Source organism: Mycobacterium colombiense, assembly GCF_001672755.1.
Lineage (GTDB): Bacteria > Actinomycetota > Actinomycetes > Mycobacteriales > Mycobacteriaceae > Mycobacterium > Mycobacterium colombiense_C.
Genome location: NZ_LZKI01000132.1, coordinates 107,487 through 130,611 on the forward strand (window position 1 = coordinate 107,487; position 23,125 = coordinate 130,611).

The 23,125-nt window shown below is 68.0% G+C and carries 18 protein-coding genes and 1 pseudogene; 5 read left to right on the top strand and 14 right to left on the bottom strand.

Annotation, left to right across the window (positions count from 1 at the left end):
- Positions 1 to 7 precede the first annotated feature (7 nt).
- The 9 genes from A5708_RS18445 to A5708_RS18485 form a co-directional block, all read right to left on the bottom strand.
- On the bottom strand, positions 8 to 1,507 hold the full coding sequence (locus A5708_RS18445; RefSeq protein ID WP_065029990.1) for a virulence factor Mce family protein: 1,500 nt from the start codon (positions 1,505 to 1,507) through the stop codon (positions 8 to 10).
- On the bottom strand, positions 1,504 to 3,054 hold the full coding sequence (locus A5708_RS18450; protein WP_065029991.1) for a virulence factor Mce family protein: 1,551 nt from the start codon (positions 3,052 to 3,054) through the stop codon (positions 1,504 to 1,506). The genes A5708_RS18445 and A5708_RS18450 overlap by 4 nt, the downstream gene beginning before the upstream one ends.
- Positions 3,051 to 4,082, bottom strand: coding sequence for a virulence factor Mce family protein (locus A5708_RS18455; protein ID WP_065029992.1), 1,032 nt, complete (start codon positions 4,080 to 4,082; stop codon positions 3,051 to 3,053). Before A5708_RS18455 ends, A5708_RS18450 begins: the two co-directional genes overlap by 4 nt.
- Positions 4,079 to 5,293 carry an MCE family protein gene (locus A5708_RS18460; RefSeq protein WP_065029993.1) on the bottom strand — a complete coding sequence of 405 codons (1,215 nt, stop codon included), beginning with the start codon at positions 5,291 to 5,293 and terminating at the stop codon, positions 4,079 to 4,081. Before A5708_RS18460 ends, A5708_RS18455 begins: the two co-directional genes overlap by 4 nt.
- Positions 5,294 to 5,298: 5 nt before the next feature.
- Positions 5,299 to 6,168, bottom strand: coding sequence for an ABC transporter permease (locus tag A5708_RS18465; RefSeq protein ID WP_065029994.1), 870 nt, complete (start codon positions 6,166 to 6,168; stop codon positions 5,299 to 5,301).
- Position 6,169: 1 nt separating this feature from the next.
- On the bottom strand, positions 6,170 to 6,967 hold the full coding sequence (locus tag A5708_RS18470; protein ID WP_065029995.1) for an MlaE family ABC transporter permease: 798 nt from the start codon (positions 6,965 to 6,967) through the stop codon (positions 6,170 to 6,172).
- Entirely contained in the window at positions 6,964 to 7,686 is a 723-nt protein-coding gene (locus A5708_RS18475; protein ID WP_065029996.1) for a FadR/GntR family transcriptional regulator, read from the bottom strand. The genes A5708_RS18470 and A5708_RS18475 overlap by 4 nt, the downstream gene beginning before the upstream one ends.
- Before the next feature lie 83 nt (positions 7,687 to 7,769).
- Positions 7,770 to 8,717, bottom strand: a complete 948-nt coding sequence (locus A5708_RS18480) for a class I SAM-dependent methyltransferase (RefSeq protein WP_065029997.1) — start codon at positions 8,715 to 8,717, stop codon at positions 7,770 to 7,772.
- Positions 8,718 to 8,719: 2 nt separating this feature from the next.
- Entirely contained in the window at positions 8,720 to 9,670 is a 951-nt protein-coding gene (locus A5708_RS18485; RefSeq protein ID WP_065029998.1) for a class I SAM-dependent methyltransferase, read from the bottom strand.
- 156 nt (positions 9,671 to 9,826) lie between these two features.
- Here A5708_RS18485 and A5708_RS18490 point away from each other — a divergent pair, with 156 nt between their 5' ends.
- Positions 9,827 to 12,202 (top strand): lysylphosphatidylglycerol synthase transmembrane domain-containing protein, encoded by a 2,376-nt coding sequence (locus A5708_RS18490; protein WP_065030071.1) that lies wholly within the window; start codon positions 9,827 to 9,829, stop codon positions 12,200 to 12,202.
- A gap of 4 nt (positions 12,203 to 12,206) precedes the next feature.
- On the opposite strand, the gene A5708_RS18495 is transcribed toward A5708_RS18490, so the two are convergent.
- Positions 12,207 to 14,840: a GH92 family glycosyl hydrolase gene (locus tag A5708_RS18495; protein WP_065029999.1), complete on the bottom strand. Its 2,634-nt coding sequence runs from the start codon at positions 14,838 to 14,840 to the stop codon at positions 12,207 to 12,209.
- A 200-nt stretch (positions 14,841 to 15,040) separates the two neighbouring features.
- Here A5708_RS18495 and A5708_RS28020 point away from each other — a divergent pair.
- Positions 15,041 to 15,223, top strand: a pseudogene (locus A5708_RS28020) (hypothetical protein); the annotation flags it as partial.
- Positions 15,224 to 15,332: 109 nt separating this feature from the next.
- Positions 15,333 to 15,818, top strand: coding sequence for a hypothetical protein (locus A5708_RS18500; protein WP_065030072.1), 486 nt, complete (start codon positions 15,333 to 15,335; stop codon positions 15,816 to 15,818).
- A 12-nt stretch (positions 15,819 to 15,830) separates the two neighbouring features.
- On the opposite strand, the gene A5708_RS18505 is transcribed toward A5708_RS18500, so the two are convergent.
- The 3 genes from A5708_RS18505 to galT form a co-directional block, all read right to left on the bottom strand.
- Entirely contained in the window at positions 15,831 to 16,520 is a 690-nt protein-coding gene (locus A5708_RS18505; RefSeq protein WP_065030000.1) for a PAS and ANTAR domain-containing protein, read from the bottom strand.
- Positions 16,521 to 16,760: 240 nt separating this feature from the next.
- Entirely contained in the window at positions 16,761 to 17,849 is a 1,089-nt protein-coding gene (locus A5708_RS18510) for a galactokinase (protein WP_065030001.1), read from the bottom strand.
- A complete protein-coding gene (gene galT / locus A5708_RS18515; protein WP_065030002.1) occupies positions 17,846 to 18,931 on the bottom strand; it encodes a galactose-1-phosphate uridylyltransferase in 1,086 nt (361 codons plus the stop codon). Before galT ends, A5708_RS18510 begins: the two co-directional genes overlap by 4 nt.
- Before the next feature lie 123 nt (positions 18,932 to 19,054).
- Between galT and A5708_RS18520 the strand changes: the two genes are divergently transcribed.
- Positions 19,055 to 21,268: an FUSC family protein gene (locus A5708_RS18520; protein WP_065030003.1), complete on the top strand. Its 2,214-nt coding sequence runs from the start codon at positions 19,055 to 19,057 to the stop codon at positions 21,266 to 21,268.
- Between the two features lie 19 nt (positions 21,269 to 21,287).
- On the opposite strand, the gene A5708_RS18525 is transcribed toward A5708_RS18520, so the two are convergent.
- Positions 21,288 to 22,166, bottom strand: a complete 879-nt coding sequence (locus A5708_RS18525) for an alpha/beta fold hydrolase (protein WP_065030004.1) — start codon at positions 22,164 to 22,166, stop codon at positions 21,288 to 21,290.
- Positions 22,167 to 22,201: 35 nt separating this feature from the next.
- Between A5708_RS18525 and A5708_RS18530 the strand changes: the two genes are divergently transcribed.
- Entirely contained in the window at positions 22,202 to 23,104 is a 903-nt protein-coding gene (locus tag A5708_RS18530; protein ID WP_065030005.1) for an NYN domain-containing protein, read from the top strand.
- Positions 23,105 to 23,125: the final 21 nt, after the last annotated feature.

Genomic DNA, 23,125 nt, shown 5'->3' on the forward strand with positions numbered 1-23,125 from the left:
CGGCGCGTCACTGGCCCGGTCCCGGCCGTGCGGGTCTCGAAAACCACGGCGGGGCAGCCGGATTCGACTCACCGTAGGCATTCGGCGGTCCGGACGAGTTCACCCCGGGCGGCGGTGGTGCGGCGTCTTGACCCCCCATCAGCTCGGTCAGGGATTCGGGCGTGAGCATGTCGGCGGTGAACGGCTGGACCTGCGTGCCCTGCATCCCGGGCGCGACCACCCACCCCGGCTCGTGGTTGCCATGCGAGAAGGGGGTGTCGCGCGAAAAGATCCCCGGAACGGTGGTGTCTTTGTATCCGGGCGGCGGGTGCAGCCGCTCTTCGGAGTACGCCACTTCCTTGGGCAGGGTGGCCGCGGAGTTGAACGGGTTCAGGCTGGCCGGAGGGTAATTGAATTTGATGGCATCGAGCACCGGGGCCAGATACTGCGCGCACAGTTCGGCCGAATCCTGATAACCGAGCCGGCTGCCGGCCTGGATGGCGCTGCACAGGAAGTGAATGGGGTTGGCGAAGTTGGGAAACACGAACAAGCCGACCAGCGAGCTGTGGGCGGGCTGGTAGAGGTTGTTGAAGTTGCCGGCAAAGGTGGGGAGCACGTGCAAGGCGGTTTCCAGGCCATCTCGCGGCTCGGGTTGCAGGATCGTGGTGGTCACGTCGCCGAGGTTGTCGACATCATGGGTCAGGATGGAACTGTTGTCGTTCAAGAACTTTCGAGCAGCATCGAGGACGTCGTCGAGGTGGGTGATGGTGTCGGCCACCTGGTGATCGGATTTGGTGAACCAGTCGGTGAACTGGGCCAGGTTGACGTTGAGCGCGACGAACTGTTGCTTGTGCTGATACAGCGCGGTGACGAACTCGGCCAGGCTCTTGGTGATGGCGACGAAGTCCCCTCGGCCCTCGTTGAGCGCGGTGAGCGCCTGCGACAAGCTGTTCAGGGTGTCGTTGACCTGCTTGCCCTTGCCGGCCAGGTTGTCGGCGGCCGATTCGATGACGTCGCCGAACGGTCCCGCCGGCTGCCGGGGTGTCGGGCCGAGCTGCCGCAGGATCCCGTTGATGGAGTCGCGCAGCTGATCCCACTCGACGGGCACCTGGGTGCGCTCGATCGGGATGATGTCGCCGTCGTGCAGCACCGGTCCCCCGGTATACGGCGGTGACAACTGGATGGTGCGCGAGGCCACCAGGCTGGGGTTGAGGATCGATGCGGTGGCCCTCGCGGGTACCCGGTATTTGTTGTTGTAGTGCAACGTGACTCGCATCTTGTCGCCGACCGGCTCGATCTTGTCGATCGAGCCCACCCGCACTCCCATGATTTGAACCCTGTCGCCCGGGTAAAGCGCGAGGGTCTCGGAGAAGTACGCGACGACGGTGGTCGTGCTGAGTTTCCGGTAGAGCTGAACTCCGGCGGCCGCCGCGGTGAAGACGAAGACCGCCGCCAGCCCCGCGACCACCAACACCCGGGCGGACACCTGGGGCAATCGCAGGTTGCGGATGTCGAAGATGGTGCTCATCGGTCGCTACCCCCTGTCGCGTCGGAGGTGACGAACGGCGCCGGAAGTTGGGGCCCCGGGCCCGGTGGCGCCGCCGGCGCGGCGGGCAGTATCGGGGCGAAGCTCGACGGGGGCGGGGTCGGACCGGCCGGTCGCAGGTTTTCGGTACGCGCTCCGGGTGGGGCGTGCGCCGGGAGCGGAACCGGAGTGCCGGGAACGTCCGGCGGGGCCTCACCCGGGCGACCCGCGCTCGGGATGCCGGCGGTCGGCGGCGGCCCGTCGGGGTTGGGCTGCGACGCCTCCACATCGAGCGGGGCCGGGAAGCCGCCGGGGACCGGACCGTAGGGGCCCTGACCGGAAAGTGCGCACGGCAACGGATTTCCGGGCCGTGGCGGGCCGTCGGCGGTCGGCGTGTACGAACACGGCGATCCCGGTGGGACGGCCGGCCCGGGGTGGTCCGGGGTGCCCTCCAGCACCGGCGGCCCCGGTGGTGGTGCGCCATTGGGGAATCGGGTGCCGTTGGGGTCGGGCCAGCGGAACGCCGGCAGTCCGGCGCTGCGCCAGAAGTTCTCGGGGTCGATGCCCCGCTTCTTGAACGCCGCATCGACCCACGGCTGAAGGACTTGGTAGGGAAGCAGATTCGCCACGATCGCCTTGAAGAACGGTCCGGACGCGACCGCTTCGGTCAGGGACGCGGTGTATCTGCTGACCAGCACGAGCACGTCGGACAGCTCCTTTTTGCGCTTGACCAGCTCGTCGCTGACCGTGCCCAACTGCTGCAGCACATGGTGCGCGTTGGGGTTCTCCTTGATGAATCCGGACACCTGCGTCGACACCGCCGACACGTTGCTCAGCAGGATGCTCAGCGCCTGGCTGCGCTGCCGGAACGCGGTGAGCAGGGTGTTGGCGTTGACCAGGAGACCGTCGACCTGTGGGCTTCGGTCACCCAGTACCCGGGTGATCTTGTCGGCGTTCGTCAGCAGTTGCCTGATCTGGTCGTCGCGATGGCCGATGGTTCCGGAGAACTTGGCCACGCCGTCGAGGGCGGCCTTCAGGTGCGGCGCGGTCTGATCGAACGTCTCCGACAACACGTTCAGCGACCGCTTGACGACGTCGATGTTCCAGTCCGTCGCCGCCTTCGTGACATCGACGAACGCGTCGTAGATCTGGTAGGGCGTCGTGGTCTGGGCGGAGGGAATTATTCCGTTGGGCTGCAATGGATCCGAGCCACGTGGCTGGATCGCCATGTTCTTGCGGCCGAGGAAGGTGTCGGTGCGGATCGCGGCACGGCTCTGCGTCCCGATCGTCTTGCCGGGCATCGAGAAGCCGACCAGGACCCGGTCGCCGCGGATCACCAGCGAGCTCACCAATCCCACGTTCACCCCGGCGATTTCCACCTTGTCGCCGACGTTGATGCCCCCGGTGTCGGCGAATTGCGCATAGTAGGTCGGCGTGGCGAACAGCATCGGCACGCTGGTGAAGCTCTGTCCCACACCGATGATGAGCAGCGTCACCAGCGTGCCCATCAGGCCGACGCGGGTGCGGTTGAACTCCGTCAGCGTTCTCATTGCGGCGTGCACCTCCCGGTCGGCTGGCCGAAAAGCTTGATCGTGCGCACCGGCCCGCCGGGCTGTAATCCATTGACTTTGATCGAGATGTCACACAGGTAGAAGTTGTAGAAGTCGCCGTAGATGCCGCCGGCCCGGCCGATGACGCGGAACGCGCCCGGCAGCTTCTCCAGCACGTTGTCCAGGGTCGGCAGATCGTTGATGAGTGACTGCTGGATGCCCTCGAGCTGTCCGAGGGTGCCGTGTAGCGACGGCCGGTCCTCGCTCAGCAGAGCTGCTACCGTTCCGGCCGCGTCGCTGATGTGTGCCGCCGCCGCGGCCAGCGGATCGGCCCGGTCCTTCAGGCCGGTGATCAGCAGCTCCAACTTGTCGACCGTTCGGTCGAACTCCTTCTCGTGCTTGACGGTCGTGGCCAGCACGGTGTTCAGGTTGTTGATCACTTCGCCGATCGCCTTGTCGCGGTCGGCCAGCGCCGCGGTCAGTGATGCGGTCTGGTCCAGGATGTCGTTGATGGTGGCGCCCTGTCCCTGAAACACCGTGATGATCGACTGGGCGATGCTGTTCACCTTGTTGGGGTCCAATGCCTTGAACAGCGGCCGGAACCCGCCGATCAGCGCGTCGAGGTCCAGCGCCGGCTGGGTGCGCTCGAGCGGGATCTCGCCGCCCGGGGGAAGCCGTCGGCCGCTCGCGCCGTGCTTGAGCTCCAGGTAGCGGTCACCGATCAAATTGAGGTAGCGGATCGACGCGGTCGTCGCCTGATCCAGCGGCAGCGTCCGATCCACGTTGAACTCCACCAACACCCGCGTGTCCCCGTCGGTCAACGTCACCTTCGAGACCTTGCCCACCTCGACGCCGGACGCGCGCACGAACTGCCCGGCGCGCAGCCCGCTCGCGTCGGTGAACACCGCGGAGTACCCGGTGGTGCGATCGAATCGCACCTGACCGAACACGACGATGATCATCACGGTGAACAACGCCAGCACGGACCAGAAGACCCCGAGTTTGACTGCGGTACCGGTGATTTTCATGGGTTGATCGTGTTCTCCCCGTACTGGCGGCCCCAGACGAATTCGGTGGCCAGCGGCTGGCCGAGCTCGAAGTGGTTGTAGGGCGCCAGGCTGGCGCCGGTGTCCATGACCAGATACGGCGCGGGCCATAGATCCCGGGTGATCTTCTGCCAGCAGCCCGGCCGCCCGCCGGGGCCGCCGTGCGCGTTCACCCGCGGCAGATTGTCCGGATACACATAGGGGTTGGGCGCACCGATGATCGATCCGGCCGCCGCCAACGAATAGCCGTTGCCGCCGGCCGCTTTCGCGACTTCCGGGGCGGCGTCGTGGAAATTGCGGATCATGCAGAACAGTTCGGGGCTGTAGGTGTCGAGGAGGTCGGCGGTGGGCACCAGGTCCGCGGCCCCCCGCGCCAGGTACTGCCCGCCCTTGGCGAAGATGTCTTCGCCGTTGTGGCCCACGCCCACCGCCGCCAACAGCGCGGCGTCCAGGTCGCCCTGTTGGCGGGTCAGGGTCCGGGCGGTGGTCACCGCGTTACTCAGAAATTCCCACAGGTCGGGTGAGGCCTTGGTGTATACCCGGGCCAGGTCCGTCAAGCGACGCAGGTCGTAACGTATCTGCGGCATGCGCGGATTCAACTGCGCCAGAATCTCTTTGCCGTTGATGATCGATTCGCCGAATTTGCCGCCCAGCCCGTCCAGCGCCTGCGCCAGCGCGGACAACGTTGCGTTGAGCTCGATCGGACTCACTTTCTCGGCTATCGAAGTGACCGTCTCGAACAACGTGTTGAATTCGGTGGTCACCGACCGCGCATCGATCACGTCGTGTGGCGAAATCCGCTGCCGCGATGCGTTTTCCGGCGCAATCAACGACACGTACTTGTTGCCGAACAGCGTGGCCGCCTCGATGTTGGCCACCACGTTCGCCGGAATCAGCTTGATGTAGCGCGGATTCACCTCCAACAGCAGCTTGGCCGCCGGCGCGCCGTCCCGCTCGGTCTCCGAGATGCCGGACACCCGGCCGATCTCGACCCCGTTGTACGTGACCTTGGATCCCGGCTCCATCAACAGGCCCGCCCGGGTAGCGACCATCGTCAGCTCGGTCTTGGGCGTGAAGTCCCCGCGAAACTGCAGGTACACCAACGCCAAAACCAGTCCGCAGACCAACAGCAGGACGACGCCCTCGACGTACACCCACGCGCGTCGCCCCATCCGCGGCACCGGCGTCGCCATGGCCGTTACACCGTCAGATTGAAGTTCGGGTCGACGCCGTAGAGCGCCAACTGGGCGAGCAGGACCACTACCACCACCGAGACCAGTGAGAATCGCATCGATCGACCGACCGCCTGGCCCACGCCGACCGGGCCGCCACTGGCGGTATAGCCGTAGTAGCAATGGGTGATCATCACCACCACCGCGATGATCACGACCTCCAGAACCGACCAGCCGACGTCCTCGGGGCGCAGGAAGGTGCGGAAGTAGTGCTCGTAGGTGCCGTTCGACTGGCCGTAGAACACCGTCGTGACGACCTGACCCGACGTGAAAGCCATGTCGAGGGCCAGGGCGTACAACGGCACGATCACCCCCAGGCCGCCCAGGATCCGGGTGGAGACCAGGAAAGAAATCGATTTGATGCCCATGACTTCCAGCGCGTCGATCTCCTCGCTGATGCGCATGGCGCCCAGCTGGGCGGTTGCGCCGGCACCGACCGTGGCGGCCAGCGTGACCCCGGCGACGATCGGTGCGGCAATGCGTGTGTTGGCCAGTGCGGCAAAGAATCCGGTGAACGCCTCGACGCCGATGTTGCCCAGTGACGCGAAGCCCTGGATGGCGATCAGCGATCCGCCGGACAGCGTCACAAACCCGATGATCGCGACCGTGCCACCGACGACGGCCATCGCGCCGGTGCCCATGCCGATCTCGGCGACGAGCCGCAACGTCTCCCGCCGGTAATGGCGTAGCGCCCACCCGATCTGTCCGACGCTGATCCTGGCGAACCTTGCGAAAATGCCGATCCGCCAGAGCCTTCGCGCCGTGCCGCCGCCATAGCGGTTGAGATTGGCGGCCGTTCGCGGATAGCGGGCGCGCAGTACTGCCCCGGTCGCCATGTCAGCGGCCCGTCCCGAACCGCACGCCGATCGTGGTCAGCACCACGTTGACGGCGAACAACGCGATCACGCACAGCACCAGCGTCTCGTTGACGGCGGTGCCGACGCCCTTGGGGCCGCCCTTCGTGGTCAGCCCGCGATAGCAGCCGACCAGCCCGGCGATCGTTCCGAAGATGGCCGACTTGACCACCGAGATCACCACCTCGGGCAGGCCGGTGATCAAGGTGAGGGTACCGACGTAGGCGCCGGCCGAAATGTGTTGGATGAAAACGCCGAACACGAATCCGCCCACCAGTCCGATGGTGATCACCGCGCCGTTGAGCAGGGTGGCGACGATCGTCGCGGCGACGACGCGGGGCACCACCAGCCGGTGGATCGGGTCGATGCCCAGCACCTCCAGCGCATCGATCTCCTCGCGGATGGTGCGCGCGCCCAGGTCGGCGCAGATGGCCGTGGATCCGGCGCCGGCGATCACCAGCACGGTGGTCAGCGGTCCCAGCTGCGTCACCGCGCCCAAAGCAGCGCCGGCGCCGGAGATGTCGGCGGCGCCGAACTCCGCCAGCAGGATGTTGAGGGTGAAGATGATCAGCACGGTGAGCGGAATCGCGACCGCGAGGGTGGGCAGCAGCGAGACGCTGGTGATGAACCAGCCCTGCTCGATGGTCTCTCGCCACTGAAAGGGTGACCGGAACAACGCTTTGCCGGTCAGCACGCAGGTCCGGAAGAAGCCGCCGACCGCGTCGATCCCGGGCTGGATCTGACCGCGAAGGTACGTGGCGATCACGGTGTGGGTGCTCATCGCCGCGTCCCCCGCCGTTCGAGCGCGGCGATCATCGTGGAGTTGGCGAGTTCGAGGACGTCTCGGGCGGCTTTGCCCGCTTCGGCCGCATTTCCGGCGCAGATGGCCTCGGCCAGTTTGCGGTACGCGTCCGTGCGGTTGACCTCGGCGTTCATCGCGGTGGCCAGGGCGCTCAGCGCCCGCTCATACGCCGCGCGGAAAGGGTTGTACATCAACCGGAATACGATCGACCCGGAGCTGTCCACCATGTGGTCCCAGAACGCGAGGGTGTCACGATGCCACTCGGCCGGGCTATCCGATGCGTCCAGTCGGCGCAGCGAATCTTGGAGCAGCGCAGCCAGTTCGGGGCCGTGTTGTTCGGCCGCCAATTCCGCGACCTTCGGACCGATACGCAGCCGCGTCTCGAGGATGCTGCGGAAAACGCTCGCGTCGAGTTCGCCCTGGCGAAACAACAACTGGGGCAGCAGATCAAGGCCGGCGTGTCGGCGGAAATCCCGCACGGTCGTGACGCCGCCCTGGCGCACCTCGACCAGGCTGGCCGCCGAGAGACGCTTGAGCGCCTCGCGTACGGCGGGGCGCGACACCCCGAAGACCTCCGCCAGCCTGCGCTCGCTGGGCAGCGGCGAGCCCGGCTGTATCTCGCCGCTGAGCACATCGGTCGCGATCTGGTCGAAAACCGCTTCAGGCACCGATCGGCGAATTACCGGCTGCAGCGCCATGCGGCCAGTGTGGCTGGCCGACCGCCAGTCAGGTGGTCAGACCACCGGCGTGTCGGCAAATCTTTCCCGAGTTTGCGGGGCGCCTAATTCGCCGAGCGTTGCGCCGTCACAAACAGATTCCCGGGCACGTAGTCCCGGACTTCCTCGGGCGCGGCACGCCCGTAGCCGGCCATCAGCTCGTCGGCCGGCGTCACCGTCACGTCCCAGCCGTGCCGGTTAAACCACTCGCCGACGTCCTCGCGCTCCTCGAAATACCAGAGCTCGTCGGTCCGGGGCACCTGGCGGTCCGGATCCACGCCGGCCATCAGCCCGCGGATCCGGTCCATCCGCTCCCGGCGCTTCGCGCGGAACTGCGGGTCAAGGAACGTCGGCCCCAGCGCCTCCACGGCGACCCGGCTGCCGGGAACGGTCAGCCCCTGAATGCGCTCGAACAGCAGATCCTGTGCGGCGGCGGGCAGGTACGGCATCAACCCCTCGGCCGACCAGACGCTGGGCGCGGAGGGGTCAAAACCCGCCTGCCGCAACGCGGCCGGCCAATCCTGGCGCAGGTCCACCGGCACCGCGACCCGGTCACAGGCGGGCTGCGCCCCATGCTCGGCCAACGTGGAGGCCTTGAAATCCAGCACCCGGGTCTGGTCGAGCTCGTAGACCGTGATGCCCGCCGGCCAGGGCAGCCGCCAGGATCGCGCGTCCAGGCCGGCCGCCAGGATCACCGCCTGGCGGATGCCGGCACCGACGGCGTCGAGGAAGAACTTGTCGAAAAACGCTGTGCGCGAAGCCATGTAGCCGACCATCGACTGCATCTGCAGCGGCAACGTCGGTTCGGCCTCGATGACCTCGTCCGGCAGCTGGGCCGCGGAGTGCCAGTTCCACGCGCCGTCTCCGGCGGCGTCGAGGAACACCTGGGCGAATGGATCTGTGATCAACGGGTTTTCGTTGCGGGTCTCGGCCGCGCGGGCCGAAGCGACCCCCAACGCGGTCGCCCCCACGCTTTCGGTGATCTCCCAGCTGTCGTTGTCGGTCCTCGCCATCCTCAGTTCCTTCCCGTCCGCTGCGCCGCCACGAACAGCGTCTGCGGCGCGGCATCGTCGATGTCTTGTGGTGGTCTGCGGTCGTAGCCGGCCATCAGCTCCGGCGCCGGGGTGACCGTCACGTCCCAGCCGTGCCGGCCCAGCCAGTCCCCCACGTCTTCACGTTCCTCGAAGTACCAGAGGTCTTGCACATCGGGAATGTCGCGGTCGGGCTCCAGTTCGGCCATCAGGTCGCGCACCCGCTGCATGGTCTGGCGCTGCCGGTCGCGGGCGCCCTCGTCGAGGAAGTCGGGGCCCGGTGCCTCCACGGCGATCCGGCTGCCCTGCGCGCCGAGCGCCTGTACCCGCTCGAACAACAGCTCCTGGGCGGCCGCCGGCAGAAACGGCAACAGCCCCTCGGCCGACCACACGCTGGGCGCTTCGGCGTCAAATCCGGCCCGCCGCAAGGCGGACGGCCAGTCGTGGCGCAGGTCGACGGCAACGCTGATCAGCTCGCAGGTCGGCTGGGCGCCTTTGTCGCGCAGCGTCGACGCCTTGAAGTCCAGCACCAGGGGCTGGTCCAGCTCGTACACCCTGGTGCCGTCCGGCCAGGGCAGCCGCCACGCCCGCGAGTCCAGCCCGGCCGCCAGGATCACCACCTGCCGCACGCCCGCGCCGGTGGCGTCGAGGAAGAACTGATCGAAGAAGGCCGTCCGCGCGGCCATATAGTCGACCATGCCCTGCATCCGCGGCTTGAGGTCCGGATCGATCTCGGCGACCTGGGCGGGCAGGTTGGGAGCCGCGAACCAGTCCCACATACCTTCCCCGGCGGCCTGCAGGAACACCCGCGCGAATGGGTCGCTGATCAGTGGGTTCTCGCTTTCGGTCTCCGCCGCCCGGGCCGCCGCCACGCCGAGCGCCGTCGCCCCCACGCTCTCGGTGATCTCCCAGCTGTCGTTGTCCGTCCTGGCCACGCCGGTGCCTCCCCAATTCGCTAGCACGCCTACGTACCCGACCCTACGCGCGCCGGATGAGTGGGAGCTGTCAACGGACCGGGTATTGAGTTAACTTGTCGGCGGGCCGTTTAGCAGGTCGAAAGCACGGTGCCGGCGCGAATCCGAGGGATGTACATGCGAGTTGACGGGCGCGACATCGTCGTTTCCGGCAACTTGCTGCACCCGCTGGCCCGGCGGACCAACGACATCCTGCGGTTGATGCTGGCCTCGCTTTTCTTGGCGCTGGTGATCACGGGCTCGGTGATCACCCGCCCGCAATGGATCGCGCTGGAGAAATCCGTTTCGCAGATCGTCGGCGTCTTGTCACCCACGCAATCCGATGTGGTGTACGTGGTGTACGGGTTCGCGATCGTGGCTTTGCCATTCATCATCCTCATCGGGCTGATCGTCGCCGGGCAATGGAAACTGCTCGGCGCCTACGCCACCGCGGGGTTGAGCGCGATCCTCGTATTGTCGATCAGCGCCAGCGGCATCGCATCACCGCGATGGCACTTCGACGTTCACGATCGGCTCAGCACGGTACCGGCGCAATTCCTCGACGATCCGCGCTGGATCGGGATGCTGGCGGCGGTGCTGACGGTCTCGGGTCCGTGGCTGCCGGCGCGCTGGCGGCGCTGGTGGTGGGCGCTACTGCTGGCCTTCGTCCCCATCCACTTGGTGGTCAGCGCCATCGTCCCGGCGCGCTCGTTGGTGGGCCTGGCGGTGGGATGGATCGTCGGCGCTCTGGTGGTGCTCGTCGTCGGCACTCCCGCGCTCGAGGTGCCGCTGGAAGCCACGGTGCGTGCACTGGCCAAGGGCGGCTTCGCCGTCTCGCGGCTGACCGTGGTCCGGCCCGCCGGCCGCGGCCCGCTGATTCTTTCGGCCGACGGCGAACATCTCGGGGAGACGGCGCTGATCGAGCTGTACAGCCCGCACCAACGCAGCGGCGGAGCGCTGCGCCAGCTCTGGGGCAAGCTGCGGCTGCGCGACGCCGAGACCGCACCCCTGGTGACCTCCATGCGCCGGGCCGTGGAGCATCGCGCGTTGATGGCGATCGCCATCGGTGACGCGGGCGTGGCCAACACGGCGACGGTCGCCGTGGCCCCGCTGGACCGCGGGTGGATGCTCTATTCGCACCGGCCCCCGCTCGGCACGCCCATCGACGAATGCGCGGAGACGACTCCCGTTGGCCGGCTGTGGGAATCGCTGCGAGTCCTCAACGACCGCCAAATCGCCCACGGTGACCTGCGCACCCACCACATCACGGTGGAGGACGACACCGTGATGTTCGGCGGGTTCGGCAGCGCCGAATACGGGGCGACCGACGCCCAGCTTCAGTCCGACATCGCCCAGCTGCTGGTGACCGCCTCCGCCCTCTACGACCCGAAGTCGGCGGTGCGCGCGGCGATCGAGGTGTTCGGCAAGGACACCATTCTGAGTGCATCCCGCCGGCTCACGAAAGTCGCTGTGCCACGATCCCTTCGGCGGTCGGTACCCGACGCCGGTGCCGTCATCTCCGGCGCGCGGGCCGAGGTCAAGCGGCAGACCGGTGCCGATCAGATCAAGCCGCAGACCATCACCAGGTTCACCCGCAGCCAGATCGTCCAGCTGGTGCTCTTCGGCGCGCTGGTCTATGTGGCGTACCCGTTCATCAGCACGGCGCCCACATTCGTCTCCCAGCTGAGGACCGCGAACTGGTGGTGGGCGCTACTGGGCCTGCTGGTGTCGGCGCTGACCTACGTCGGCGCGGCCGCGGCGCTGTGGGCGTGTGCGGACGGCATGGTGAACTTCTGGACGCTGTCAATCGCCCAGGTGGCCAATACCTTTGCTGCGACCACCACCCCGGCGGGCGTCGGCGGGCTGGCGCTGAGCACCCGGTTCTTGCAGAAGAGCGGCCTGTCGGCGATGCGGGCGACCGCGGCGGTGGCGCTGCAGCAGTCGGTGCAGGTGATCGCGCATCTGGCGCTGCTGGTCTTGTTCAGCGCCGCGGCCGGCGCCTCGATGAACCTGCGGCACTTCGTCCCGAGCGCGACGCTGCTGTACCTGATCGCGGGGATCGCGCTGGGCATCGTCGGCACGTTCCTGTTCGTGCCCACGCTGCGCAAGTGGCTGGCAACCGAGGTGCGCCCCAAGCTGAACGAGGTGGTGACCGATCTGGTCAAGCTGGCCCGCCAACCGCGGCGCCTGGCCCTGATCCTGCTGGGTTGTGCGGGCACCACCCTCGGCGCGGCGCTGGCGTTGTGGGCCAGCATCGAAGCCTTCGGCGGCGGAACGACTTTCGTCGCCGTCACGGTGGTCACCATGGTCGGCGGCACACTGGCTTCCGCGGCGCCCACACCCGGCGGCGTCGGGGCGGTCGAGGCGGCGTTGATCGGTGGGCTGGCCGCATTCGGCGTGCCGGCGGCCGTCGGCGTGCCGTCGGTCCTGCTGTACCGGGTGCTGACCTGCTGGCTACCGGTGTTCGTCGGGTGGCCGGTGATGCGGTGGCTGACCGCCAACGAGATGGTCTGAGGACCTAGTTTTCGGATTCGGTCTGCGCGACCACGAGAACCGTTGAGGTGCGCACGCTTTGGCCGACCGTGGTGGTCAGAGACACCAGGTAGTAGTCCTCGGGCACCGACTGCGCGACGGTGATCGGGACGGTGACGCTGGCCGATCCGTCGGCGGTGAATCGGCCCGACGCCGGCTTCACGCCGATCCCGACATCCGACGAGGTGCCCGTGATGGCGTAGCCGTCGGCGCCGTCGGTCATGCGTTGCGCATCGAGGGTGACGCTGCCCGTGTGGCCGGGCGCGATCGTGACGACGGGCTGATCGACGTTGACGGCCACCGCCGAACTGCCCGCCCCGAACGACGGGGGGGCATCCGCTTCCGCTGTGCCCCAATGCTTGTCGGGATAGGCGGCCAGCGAGAAGGCCAGTGTGCCGCCGGTGCGGATGATCGACTCGGGCAGCGAGGTGCGGTCGGTGGCCTGGCCGTCGATCTTCAGCCCGCTGATGTATTTGAGGTGGTGCGGTCCCGAGGCGCCTGGGGCGGCGATCCGGATGGATTTGTTTGCGGGCAGCGCGATTTCGATTCGGTCGAACAGCGGTGCGCCCACGGTGAGGATCGGCGTTCCGGGGGTGGCCGGGTACAGGCCCAGCGCGGCCCAGACGTACCAGCTGGCCAGCGCCCCCAGGTCGTCGTTGCCCGGCTCGCCGTCGGCGGTGGGAGCGAAGAGCCCGCGCACCCGATCGACCGTGCGCTGCGTCTTCCACGGTTGGCCGATGTAGTTGTACAGCCACGGCACACCGAAACTCGGTTCGTTGCCGGCCCACAGGTAGGGCTGGTTGGGTCCGACGTTGAGCTTCTCGGTGAAGCGGTCGAGCCGGTCGGCCACGGCCGCGCGCCCGCCCAGCGCGGTCACCAGTCCCGCGACATTGTGCGGCACCGACCAGACGTACTGTTCGGCGTTGCCCTCGTCATACCCCACCTGGCCGAAGTTTTCCGGGACCACCACAAACCCGGGACCACGCCGGAAGTAGCCGGTCCAGCTGCGCGGCAGGATGTACCGGGTGGTCGGGTTGAACAGGTTCTGCCAGTACTGCGTCCGGTTCGCGAATTCGGTGGCGGTCGCGGCATCGCCCAGCGAGTCGGCGAACCGGGAAATGGCGAAGTCGTCCAGCGACCACTCGAGGGTGATCGACGCGTCGGCGATCCAGCCGTTGCGGCCGAATTCCAGTGTGAACGGCGCATAACCGAGCCGCTGGTAGGTGGCGATGCCGCGGCGCTCCACGTAACCACCCAGGCCCACACCGCCTTTGGTCGCCCCGTCCACCATGTAGCGCAACGCCGCTTTGGTGTCGAAGTCGTTGGCGCCGAAGGTGTTCAGGTTAACGATCAGCGGTACCACGCTGTCCCCGCTCATCTCGCCGGTCGCGGCGTTGGCGAACGCCCACCGGGGCAGCGCGCCGCTCTGCTCGGCGTCGTTCACCAGCGATTGGGCCATGTCGCCGGCCCGCTCCGGGAACAGCAACGCCTGCAGCGCTGCCAGGCACCGGTAGGTGTCCCAGTCGGAGAAGTTGGCATATTGCGTGTGGCCGGCGGCAACCGTGTGGATGGAGCCGTCGAACCCGACGTAGCGGCCGTCGGCGTCGTTGAACATGTTGGGGTGCAACAGCGATCGATACAGGGCGGTGTAAAAGGTGGTCAGATCGTCGACGTTGCGGCCGGCGACCGACACGCGCGACAACGCGGCGTTCCATTCCCTCGACGCGGCCCCGCGAACGTCGTCGAAGCCCGCCGCGCCCTCGGCCGCCAGATTCGCCCGCGCCCCCTCGATGCCGACGTAGGAGATGGCGGTCTGCACCTGCAGCGTCGACCCGGGGGGGAACTCCACATACCCGCCGCTGTACGGCGCGTTCGCGCTGCGGGCGCCGGCGTGAACCGCACTGCCGTCCCAGGATCCGTACGAGGTGAAGGGCTGGCTGAACTTCATCGCGAAGTACACGGTGTAGGCGTTCGGTTTGTCGCAGAACCCACCGCTGGTGGCCCAGCCGGTGATGGTGGTGTTGTCCTCCCCGATCTGAATGGTCGCGCGGGAGTTGCCCGCCAGCGACGAGCCGGAGCGCACCTGAAGCAGCGCGGGCCGTCCGTTGCGCGGGTAGCTGAAACGGCCTACCCCCGTGTGCGCGGTGGCGGTGAGTTCCGCCTTCACCCCGGTGCCGGGGAAGCGCACGGTGTAGTAGCCGGGCATGCCCTGCTCGGTGTCGTCGTGGGCGATCCTCTCGGTGGCGTTCCAGGGTTGCAAGGCGATTTCGCCGGTGACCGGCAGCATCGAGATGTCGCCGAAGGCAGCGCATCCCACCGAGGCGTGGGTCATGCTGAATCCGCTTGCGCGCGGGTTGTCGTAGTTGTAGCCGGCGTAATTGCCGACGGTGTCGGGCGAGTACTGCACCATCCCGAACGGCACGGTGGCGCCGGGGAAGTTGTTGATCTCCCCCACCGTCTCGCCGCCCGTCCCGGTGCCGATAAGGGTCACGACGTGGTCCACGGGGTTGGCCACGAACAGGGGCGGACCGTCGTATCCCCTCGGCGGGGCCGCCGCGATGAAGACCATGAAGACGGCCGACGCCGCGATGACCGCGATGAGGGCCCGTCGCGACCGCATACCTGTCTAATACTGGAAAACGACTGCATAGCGGCGTATTCGAGTGGCGTTTTGGCCCACGAATCGGATAACGATTGGCGGCCGACGGCGAAGCCGGCCAAAAGTCCAAAAGATCTCGGCAAACTGTCGATCCCCTTCGGTGACTGTCGTGCGCAGCATGGCTGGCACTGGTAACGGCCCAATTTCGGGAGATCGGAGCGATGAGATATTTGACTCTAGCAACCATTTCTGTGGCGCTGAGTGTAGCGCTAAGTCGGTTGCGGCCGCGACCACAAATCCGGTGAAAAACGTCGACGTCCCCTTCGGCGACGACGTCGACGGCCTCGGCAACGTCGTCGCAAACGAGCGCGCCACCGGCGGCGAAAGCCAAGTACACCATCGCCGGACGGCTCCGCGTCCACGCTCGGTGGTTTCCGGGCCTGGCAGGTGGGCGGCACGTATCAGCCGCTGAGTTTCCAGGCCGCCGGGCCCGGTTGGCTCTACGGTAAACGCATGACAGAGCAGTCGTATGCGGTGGACGCCGGGCATCCACCATCGGCGCTGATGCGTCTGGTCAATCCGGTGATGAGATTCCTGCTGCGCAGTCCGCTGGCCGGTCTCGCCCGCAATCAGTTCATGGTGTTGAGCTTCACCGGGCGCAAGACGGGACGGCCGTATTCAATTCCGTTGAGCGCTCACCTGATTGACGGCCAGCTTTACGCATTGACCGGAAACCCGTGGAAGCAGAACTTCCGCGACGGCGGGCCGGTCCAGGTGGTGTACGACGGCAAGTCGACGCCGATGCGCGGTGAGCTGATCCGCGACCGAGGCGTCGTGTCGGAACTGTTGTTGCGCTGCGCCGAGTCCTACGGAGTTCAGCGCGCACAACGCATGATCGGGCTGAAGTTTCGCGACCAGCGCATACCGACACGCGACGAGTTCGCCGAGGCGGTCGGTCGGCTGCATCTGGGTGCGGTCCGGCTGAGTCCGGCGGAATAGAATCGCGCCCGCTCAGCCGCCGTCGTCGCCGGTGCCGGGCGGCCGCAGGTGCGCTTCACGCAGGCGCTGGTCGAAGCGCGAGCGCGCGGTGATCACCTCTTTGCCCAGCGCCGCGAAGTCATCGGCGATCCGTTGGGCGAGCAGTCCGAGCCTTATGTTTCCCGACTGGGACAGCGTCTTGAGCATGTTGAACGCGGCGTCCTCGTCGATGCCGTAGATCAGCATCAGCATGCCTTTGGTGCGGTCGATCACGCCACGGCGCCCGGCGATTTCGGCGACCTTGGCGCTGATGGAGTCTTCCCTGGCGCGGGCGGGCGCGGGCGCGAGTTCGATGTAGAAGCCGTGGGTGCCGACGACTTTCCCGCCGTCATCGCAGAACGGGTCGCCCACCACGAGGACGTGATGGATCATTCCACCGGTGTCCACGATGCGATGCCGCGTGGAGAAAGCCTGACGACGCCGGATCATGTCGTTGATGCCGTCGGTCACCTGGGGACGATCGGCCGGATGCTTGTGCGACAGCACCAGCTCGGTGGTGGGTGTCACCGTGCCGGGTTCATACCCGTGCATGCGCTGGACCTGGTCGGACCACACCCAGCGGTGACCTTCGAAGTAGAAGCGGAACCAGCCCGCGCATTGCGGGGTGGCGCCCGCCAGGCCCCGCTCGATCGCTGCGGCTTGGCCTTCTAGTTTCCAAGCCACGGCGAACGTTTCGCGTCGAGGGCGATGGAATCGGCGGCGGGCATCGGTAGCGATGGCACGCCAATCGCTACTGCCTGGACGGGAAAACCCGCACTGCACATGCAGGAGTGAGATACCCCCATGGGGGTTCACGTTACATTTAATGACCAGTGGTCATCGGCAGAATGACGAAATTGCCGGGCAAGTAAGTTCAGGCGCCGGTCAGCAGCATTCGCCGCGCTCGCCGTGGATGTCGCTCCCTCACACCAGCCCCGCGCCCGCGGCCGCGCGGGTCCGGGTGACGGTCGGCCGCTCGAAACCGGCGTCGATCACGGCGCGCTGCACCGCCTCGCCGACCTTCTCGGTACGGTCCAGCGGCACCAGGGTGATCACGCAGCCGCCGAAGCCGCCGCCGGTCATCCGCGCCCCCAGCGCGCCCGCGCACACCGCGGTGTCGGCGATCAGGTCGATGCGTTCGGTGGTGATTCCGAAATCGTCGCGCATGGAGGCGTGCGAGGCGGTGAAAATTCGCCCGGCTTCGGGGTAGTCCGAATGTCGCAGCGCCGCAACGCAGTCGATGACTCGCTGATTTTCGCTGAGCACGTGACGGGCGCGGCGGGCGTCGACGGGGTCACGCACGGCGGACAGGTCGGCCGGCCCGCGATCGGCGGCCGCGCGCAGCGACGACGCCGCCAAGTCGGCGGCGGCCCGCTCGCAGGACGCGCGACGCGCCGCGTAGTCGCCGCCCGCGTGGCTGTGCCGCTCCCGGGAGTCGATCAGCAGCAACGCGACGCCCGCGGGCTCCGGGTCGAATTCCACCGGCGTGACGGTCAGGTCGGCGAAGTCGATCAGCACCGCCGTCGCGTCCCGGCCGAAAAGCGCGGCGAGCTGGTCGAGCAAACCCGTTGGCGCGCCCACGTACTCGTTCTCGGCCCGCTGGGCCAGCCGGGCCTGCTCCGTGACGTCGATGCGGACGCCGGCGGCCGAGGCGATCGCGCCCAGCGCCGCGCACTCCAGTGCCGCCGAGGACGACAGGCCCGATCCCATCTCCACGTCGCTGGTGATCGACATGGTGCCGCCGGGCACCGGGTGGCCGGCCTGGCGCAGTGCCCACACCACCCCGGCCACATAGGCCGCCCAGCCGGTCACCTCACCGGGAGCGGTGCCGATCCGGACGCGCACCGGGGTGTCCGCGCGGTCGCTGACCACGGTGATCGCGTCGCCGTCGGCGGGCGTGAACGTCGCGACCGTGCGCTGCGGTAACGCGATCGGAAGCGCGAAACCCAGGTTGTAGTCGGTGTGTTCGCCGATCAGGTTGATCCGCCCGGGTGCGGCGTAGCGGATCGTCATCGCAGTTCCCGTAGCCGCTGGGCCACGCTCTCCGGCGTGACGTCGCCGATGAAGGCGTCCATCGCCGATTCGGAGGCCGCCAGGTACTTGAGCTTGGTGGCGCTGCGCCGGATGGACATCAATTCGACGTGGAAGTAGCCCTCGGCCTGGGCCGCCGTGTCGGCGTACTGGTGCAGCGCCGAAATGTAGGGCAGCGGCGTGGAATACATCCGGTCGAACCGCCCGAGCACGTCGAGGTAGACGCCCACGAACGCGTCCATCTCGTCCTCGTCGAGCTCGGTCAGGTTGCGCACGAACCGGTTCGGGTAGATGTGCGCCTCCACCGGCCAGCGCGCCGCGAACGGCACGAACGCGGTGAACAGCTCGTTGCGCGCGACGATGCGACTGCCATCGGCGACCTCACGGGCGAGCAGGTCGCCGAACAGGTTGCGGTCGTGCCGGTTTCGATGTTGACGAGCCTGCTCCAGCATGGTGGCGGTGCGCGGCGTGAGATAGGGATAGCCGTAGATCTGCCCGTGCGGATGAGTCAACGTCACCCCGATTTCCTCACCGCGATTCTCGAAACAGAACACCTGCTCGATGCCGGGCCTGGCCATCAGGTCGGCGGTGCGATGCCGCCACGCCTCGACGACCAGTCGTGCGTGCGCCGGTTCCAGCTGGGCGACGGACCCGGTGTGGTCGGCGGAGAAGCAGATCACCTCGCAGCGGCCGTGCCCGGGCGCTGTCACGAAACCGTCCTCGGCGGGCACGGGCGCCGAGGCGGGCAGCGACGGCAGCGCGCCGGACAGGCTGGGGAATCGGTTCTCGAACACGACGACGTCGTAGTCGGGGGCGGGCACCTCACTGGTCAGTCCGGTCGGGCCCGGGCACAGCGGGCACGCCTCCGGCGGCGGCTTGTAGGTGCGGTCCTGGCGCTGCGCCGCGACGATCACCCACTGCCCGGTGGACCGGTCGAACCGCAACTGCGACTGCGCGGCGGGATCCCGCACCGGCAGCGGCCTGCGGTCCTCGACCGGCGCCGGACGATGCCCGGGCAGCGCGAAGAACAGCAGGTCACGACCGTCAGCCAGCTTCGCGAGCATCGGCGCAGTCACGATGTCGAAGACTAGCTTGGTCGCCGGGTCGCGGTTCGGGTAACCATGTTGACTAAACGCAAGAGAGGCGGTCTCCCGATAACTGTTCTTTACGAACGCGCCCGCAACTGGGTGATCGGCTCCGATCCTGGCTTGCTTCGGCTGCGAATGGCCACTCGGACGACGGCAGCGCTCGGCCTGTCCCTGCTGGCGCTCTTCATCCTCACCAGGGCGACGGGTCAGCCGCTGACCGTTGCCCTGCTGGGCGTCGTCATCACCATGGTCGCGTCCCGATCCGTCAACGAGCCCGACCCGCACCAGCAGCGGATCACCATGGCGCTGCTGCCCCTTCACGCCGCGGCGTCCATCACCGCCGCCGCGCTGCTGGCGCCGCACACGGTGGTCAGCGACGCCGTCTTCGTGATGGTCGTGTTCACCGCGGCATACATCCGGCGCTACGGGGCGCGGGGCAGGGCGCTGGGCAGGGTCGCGTTCATGTCCTACTTCTTCACGCTGTATCTGCACGCCCGCCTCGCGGAGCTGCCCTGGATGATCGGGGCGGTCGCGGTGGGCACCGTGTGCACGTACGTGATGAGCAGCTACGTCATGCCCGATCGGCCTGAGCGGGTGCTGCGTGCCACCATTCGGGCGTTGCGCGCCCGGATGGCGATCGTCCTCGACACCACCGCCGAGGCGGTGCGCACGGGCCGCCTCGACGAGCGGCGGCGGCGCCGCATGCGGGTCCGCACCATCCGGCTCAACGAGACCGCCCTGATGGTGCAGAGCCAGATCGAGGACAAGGCCGACCCCGGCACCCTGTGGCCCGGTGTCACCGCGGAACGACTCGCGCCCTGGCTGCTGGACGCGGAGCTGGCCATCGAATGGGTCGCCACCGCCGGCCGGCGGGCGGCCGTCATCGCTTGCGAGAACCCCGATTCCATGCCCGCGCCCACCCGGGTCGCGCTCGTCGACGCGCTTACCGAACTGTCGCGGGCCATCCGGATTCCGGAACCCGACGGGCTGCGCCGGGCCGCCGACCGCGCACAGCGGCTGCTCGATGAGCAGCGCGAGCCCGCTGCGGACCAGGCGGGCGATGACGAGGGCAGCGCGGCCGTGCGCCGCCTGGCGCTGGCGATCATCAACGCCGCGTCGGCGACGTCAGACGTGCGGGCGATCGTCGACCGCGTGGCCACCGGCCTGCCCCTCGACGACGGCGACGGCGAGCGCCCCCAGCCGGCCGAGGACGCCGTCCCGGACGAGGCCGCCGCGGACGAGCCGGCCGCCGGGCTGCGGCCGACCACCCGGCAGGCCATCCAGGTTTCGGTCGCCGCATCCCTGGCCATCGTCGTCGGCGAGCTGGTCTCGCCTGCTCGGTGGTATTGGGCGGTGATCGCGGCGTTCGTCATCTTCGCCGGCACCAACTCGTGGGGCGAAACCCTGACCAAGGGCTGGCAACGCCTGCTCGGGACGATGCTCGGCGTGCCGTGCGGCGTGCTGGTGGCCACGCTGCTGACCGGCCACAAGACCGCCGCGCTGGCCGGCATTTTCGTGTGTCTGTTCTGCGCCTTCTACTTCATGACGGTCACGTACAGCCTGATGACCTTCTGGATCACCACGATGCTGGCGCTGCTCTACGGACTGCTCGGCCAGTTCTCGTTCGGCGTGCTGATGTTGCGGATCGAAGAGACCGCGATCGGTGCGATCATCGGGGCGACCGTCGCGGTCGTGGTGCTGCCGACCAACACCAGAACGGCGATCCGCAGCGACACCCGTGCCTTCTTGACGAGCCTGTCCGCCCTGATCGAAATCTCCACCGCGACCATGTTCGGTGAGGAGGACAGCGCAAGCCCGTCGGAGCAGGCGCGTCAGCTCGATCGGGACCTGCAGCAGTTCCGCGTCACCGCCAAACCGTTGCTGGCCGGCGTCGCCGGCCTCGCCGGCCGGCGCAGCATCCGGCGCGCGCTGCGGATCTTCACCGCCTGCGACCGTTACGGCCGGAGCCTGGCGCGCAGCGCCGAGCAGTACCAGGATCCCGTCGGGTCACCCTCGCTGGCCGAGGCGTTTTCGGCGGCCGCAGCCCAGACGCGACGCAACATCGACGCGTTGCAGGAAGCCATCGATGGCGGCCACGCGCCGACCCTCGTCTCGGCGACGGACGAGCTCGACGCCGCCGAGACGGTGGCCCGGCAACAGGACGGCAACGGTCGCGGCAACACCAGCCCGGACACAGGGCGCTTCCTCACCGCGGTGCACGCGCTGCGCCAGATCGAGCGTGCAGTCATCACCGCGGCCACCAATCTTGGTGGGCGCGAAAGCGTCAGGACAGCCAGCCCCGCGTCGCGCTGAAGATTTGCTTGGCGGCGCGCTAGCTCGGCCCGAACGGCTGCGGGCTCTGCGCGTCGCGGCGCTCGCCCGTGGCGATGAAGTCCTCGATCAACTCCACCACCCGCTCGGGCGCCTCGACCTGCGCGAAGTGGCCGACGTCGGGCAACACCTCGAGTCTCGCGTCGGTGCGTGCTTCGTGCGCGGCGTAGGCGTGGTCGACGGGAATGATGCCGTCGCGCTCGCCCCAGATCGCCATCACCGGCAGATCCGCGCGCAACCGCAGCCTGTTGAGCGCGCTGACCGCCTGCCCGCGGTAGTCCACGACCGATCGCAGCGTCCGCAGGAACGACTGCCGTGTCTGGCCATCCGACAACGACGAGTAGGCGCTCCACAGCTCGGCGCCGCGGGGCGAACGGATGCCGGCGCCCTTCATCCAGGACCGCAGCTTGTTGCCGACGGACAGCACGGGCGGCGGGGCGATGATCGGCAACACCAGCTCCGCGCCGGGCGCCGAGAGCAGCCGCAACACCCAGCCGACGTCGGGACCCAGGCCGCCGCTGCTGATCAGGATCAGCCGCTGGGCGTAGTCGGGGTGCTGGTAGACGAACTGCATCGCGACGCCACCACCGAGCGAGTGACCGACGACGGTGGCGTGGCTGACGCCGAGCTCGTCGAGGAAATCACGAAGCCAGACCGCGAACGCGCCCAGCGAGTAGTCCGTGCGGGGTTTCGCCGACTCGCCGTGGCCGAGCAGGTCCGGCGCGATGACGCGGAATTTCTTCGACAGCGGCGGGATCACCGACCGCCACGTCTCCGAACTGCCCGCCATCCCGTGGATGAGCAGCAGCACCTCGCCGTCACCCTCGTCGCGGTAGGCGATGCGATCGCCGTGCAGTTCGAGAACCTTCACCTCATTCATGTGGGGCTGGGTACCCGCTTTGGTCCTGCTCAGCAATGATCGAAGGCATGACCGAACCGGTTGCGACCCGAGTGGCCGTCTACCTCGACTTCGACAACATCGTGATCTCCCGCTACGACCAGACCAACGGGCGGAATTCGTTCCAACGGGACAAGGCCAAGGGGCTCGAGCAGCACGCCGACCGGCTAGAACGGGCGACGGTCGACGTCGCCGCGATCCTCGACTTCGCCTCGTCCTTCGGGACCCTGGTGCTCACCCGCGCCTACGCCGACTGGTCGGCGGATATCAACGCCGGGTATCGCGGGCAGCTGGTGGCCCGCGCGGTCGACCTGGTGCAACTGTTCCCGGCGGCGGCCTACGGCAAGAACGGCGCCGACATCCGGCTGGCCGTGGACGCGGTCGAGGACATGTTCCGGCTGCCCGACCTGACCCACGTGGTGATCGTGGCCGGTGACTCCGACTACATTCCGTTGGCCCAGCGCTGCAAGAGGCTCGGCCGGTACGTGGTGGGCATCGGGGTGGCCGGCGCGTCGAGCCGCGCGCTCGCGGCCGCCTGCGACGAGTTCGTCATCTACGACGCGTTGCCCGGCGTTCCGGTACCCGAACCGGCGCCCGCCGACGCGGAGGCGGCCAAGCCGAAGAAACGGGCCACCCGTGCCAAGTCGGCCAAGCCGGACGAGCCCGACGAGCAGCCCGACCCGCAGGCCGCCGCCACCGCGCTGCTGACGCGTGCCCTGCGGATCGGCTTGGAGAAAGACGACGTCGACTGGCTGCACAACTCGGCCGTCAAGGCGCAGATGAAGCGGATGGACCCGTCGTTCAGCGAAAGGTCTTTGGGGTTCCGCTCATTCAGCGACTTCCTGCGTTCACGCTCCGATGTCGTCGAGCTGGACGAGACGTCGACGACGCGGATGGTGCGGCTGCGCGCGCACGATTGAGCGACGAGGGCACTGCGGCAA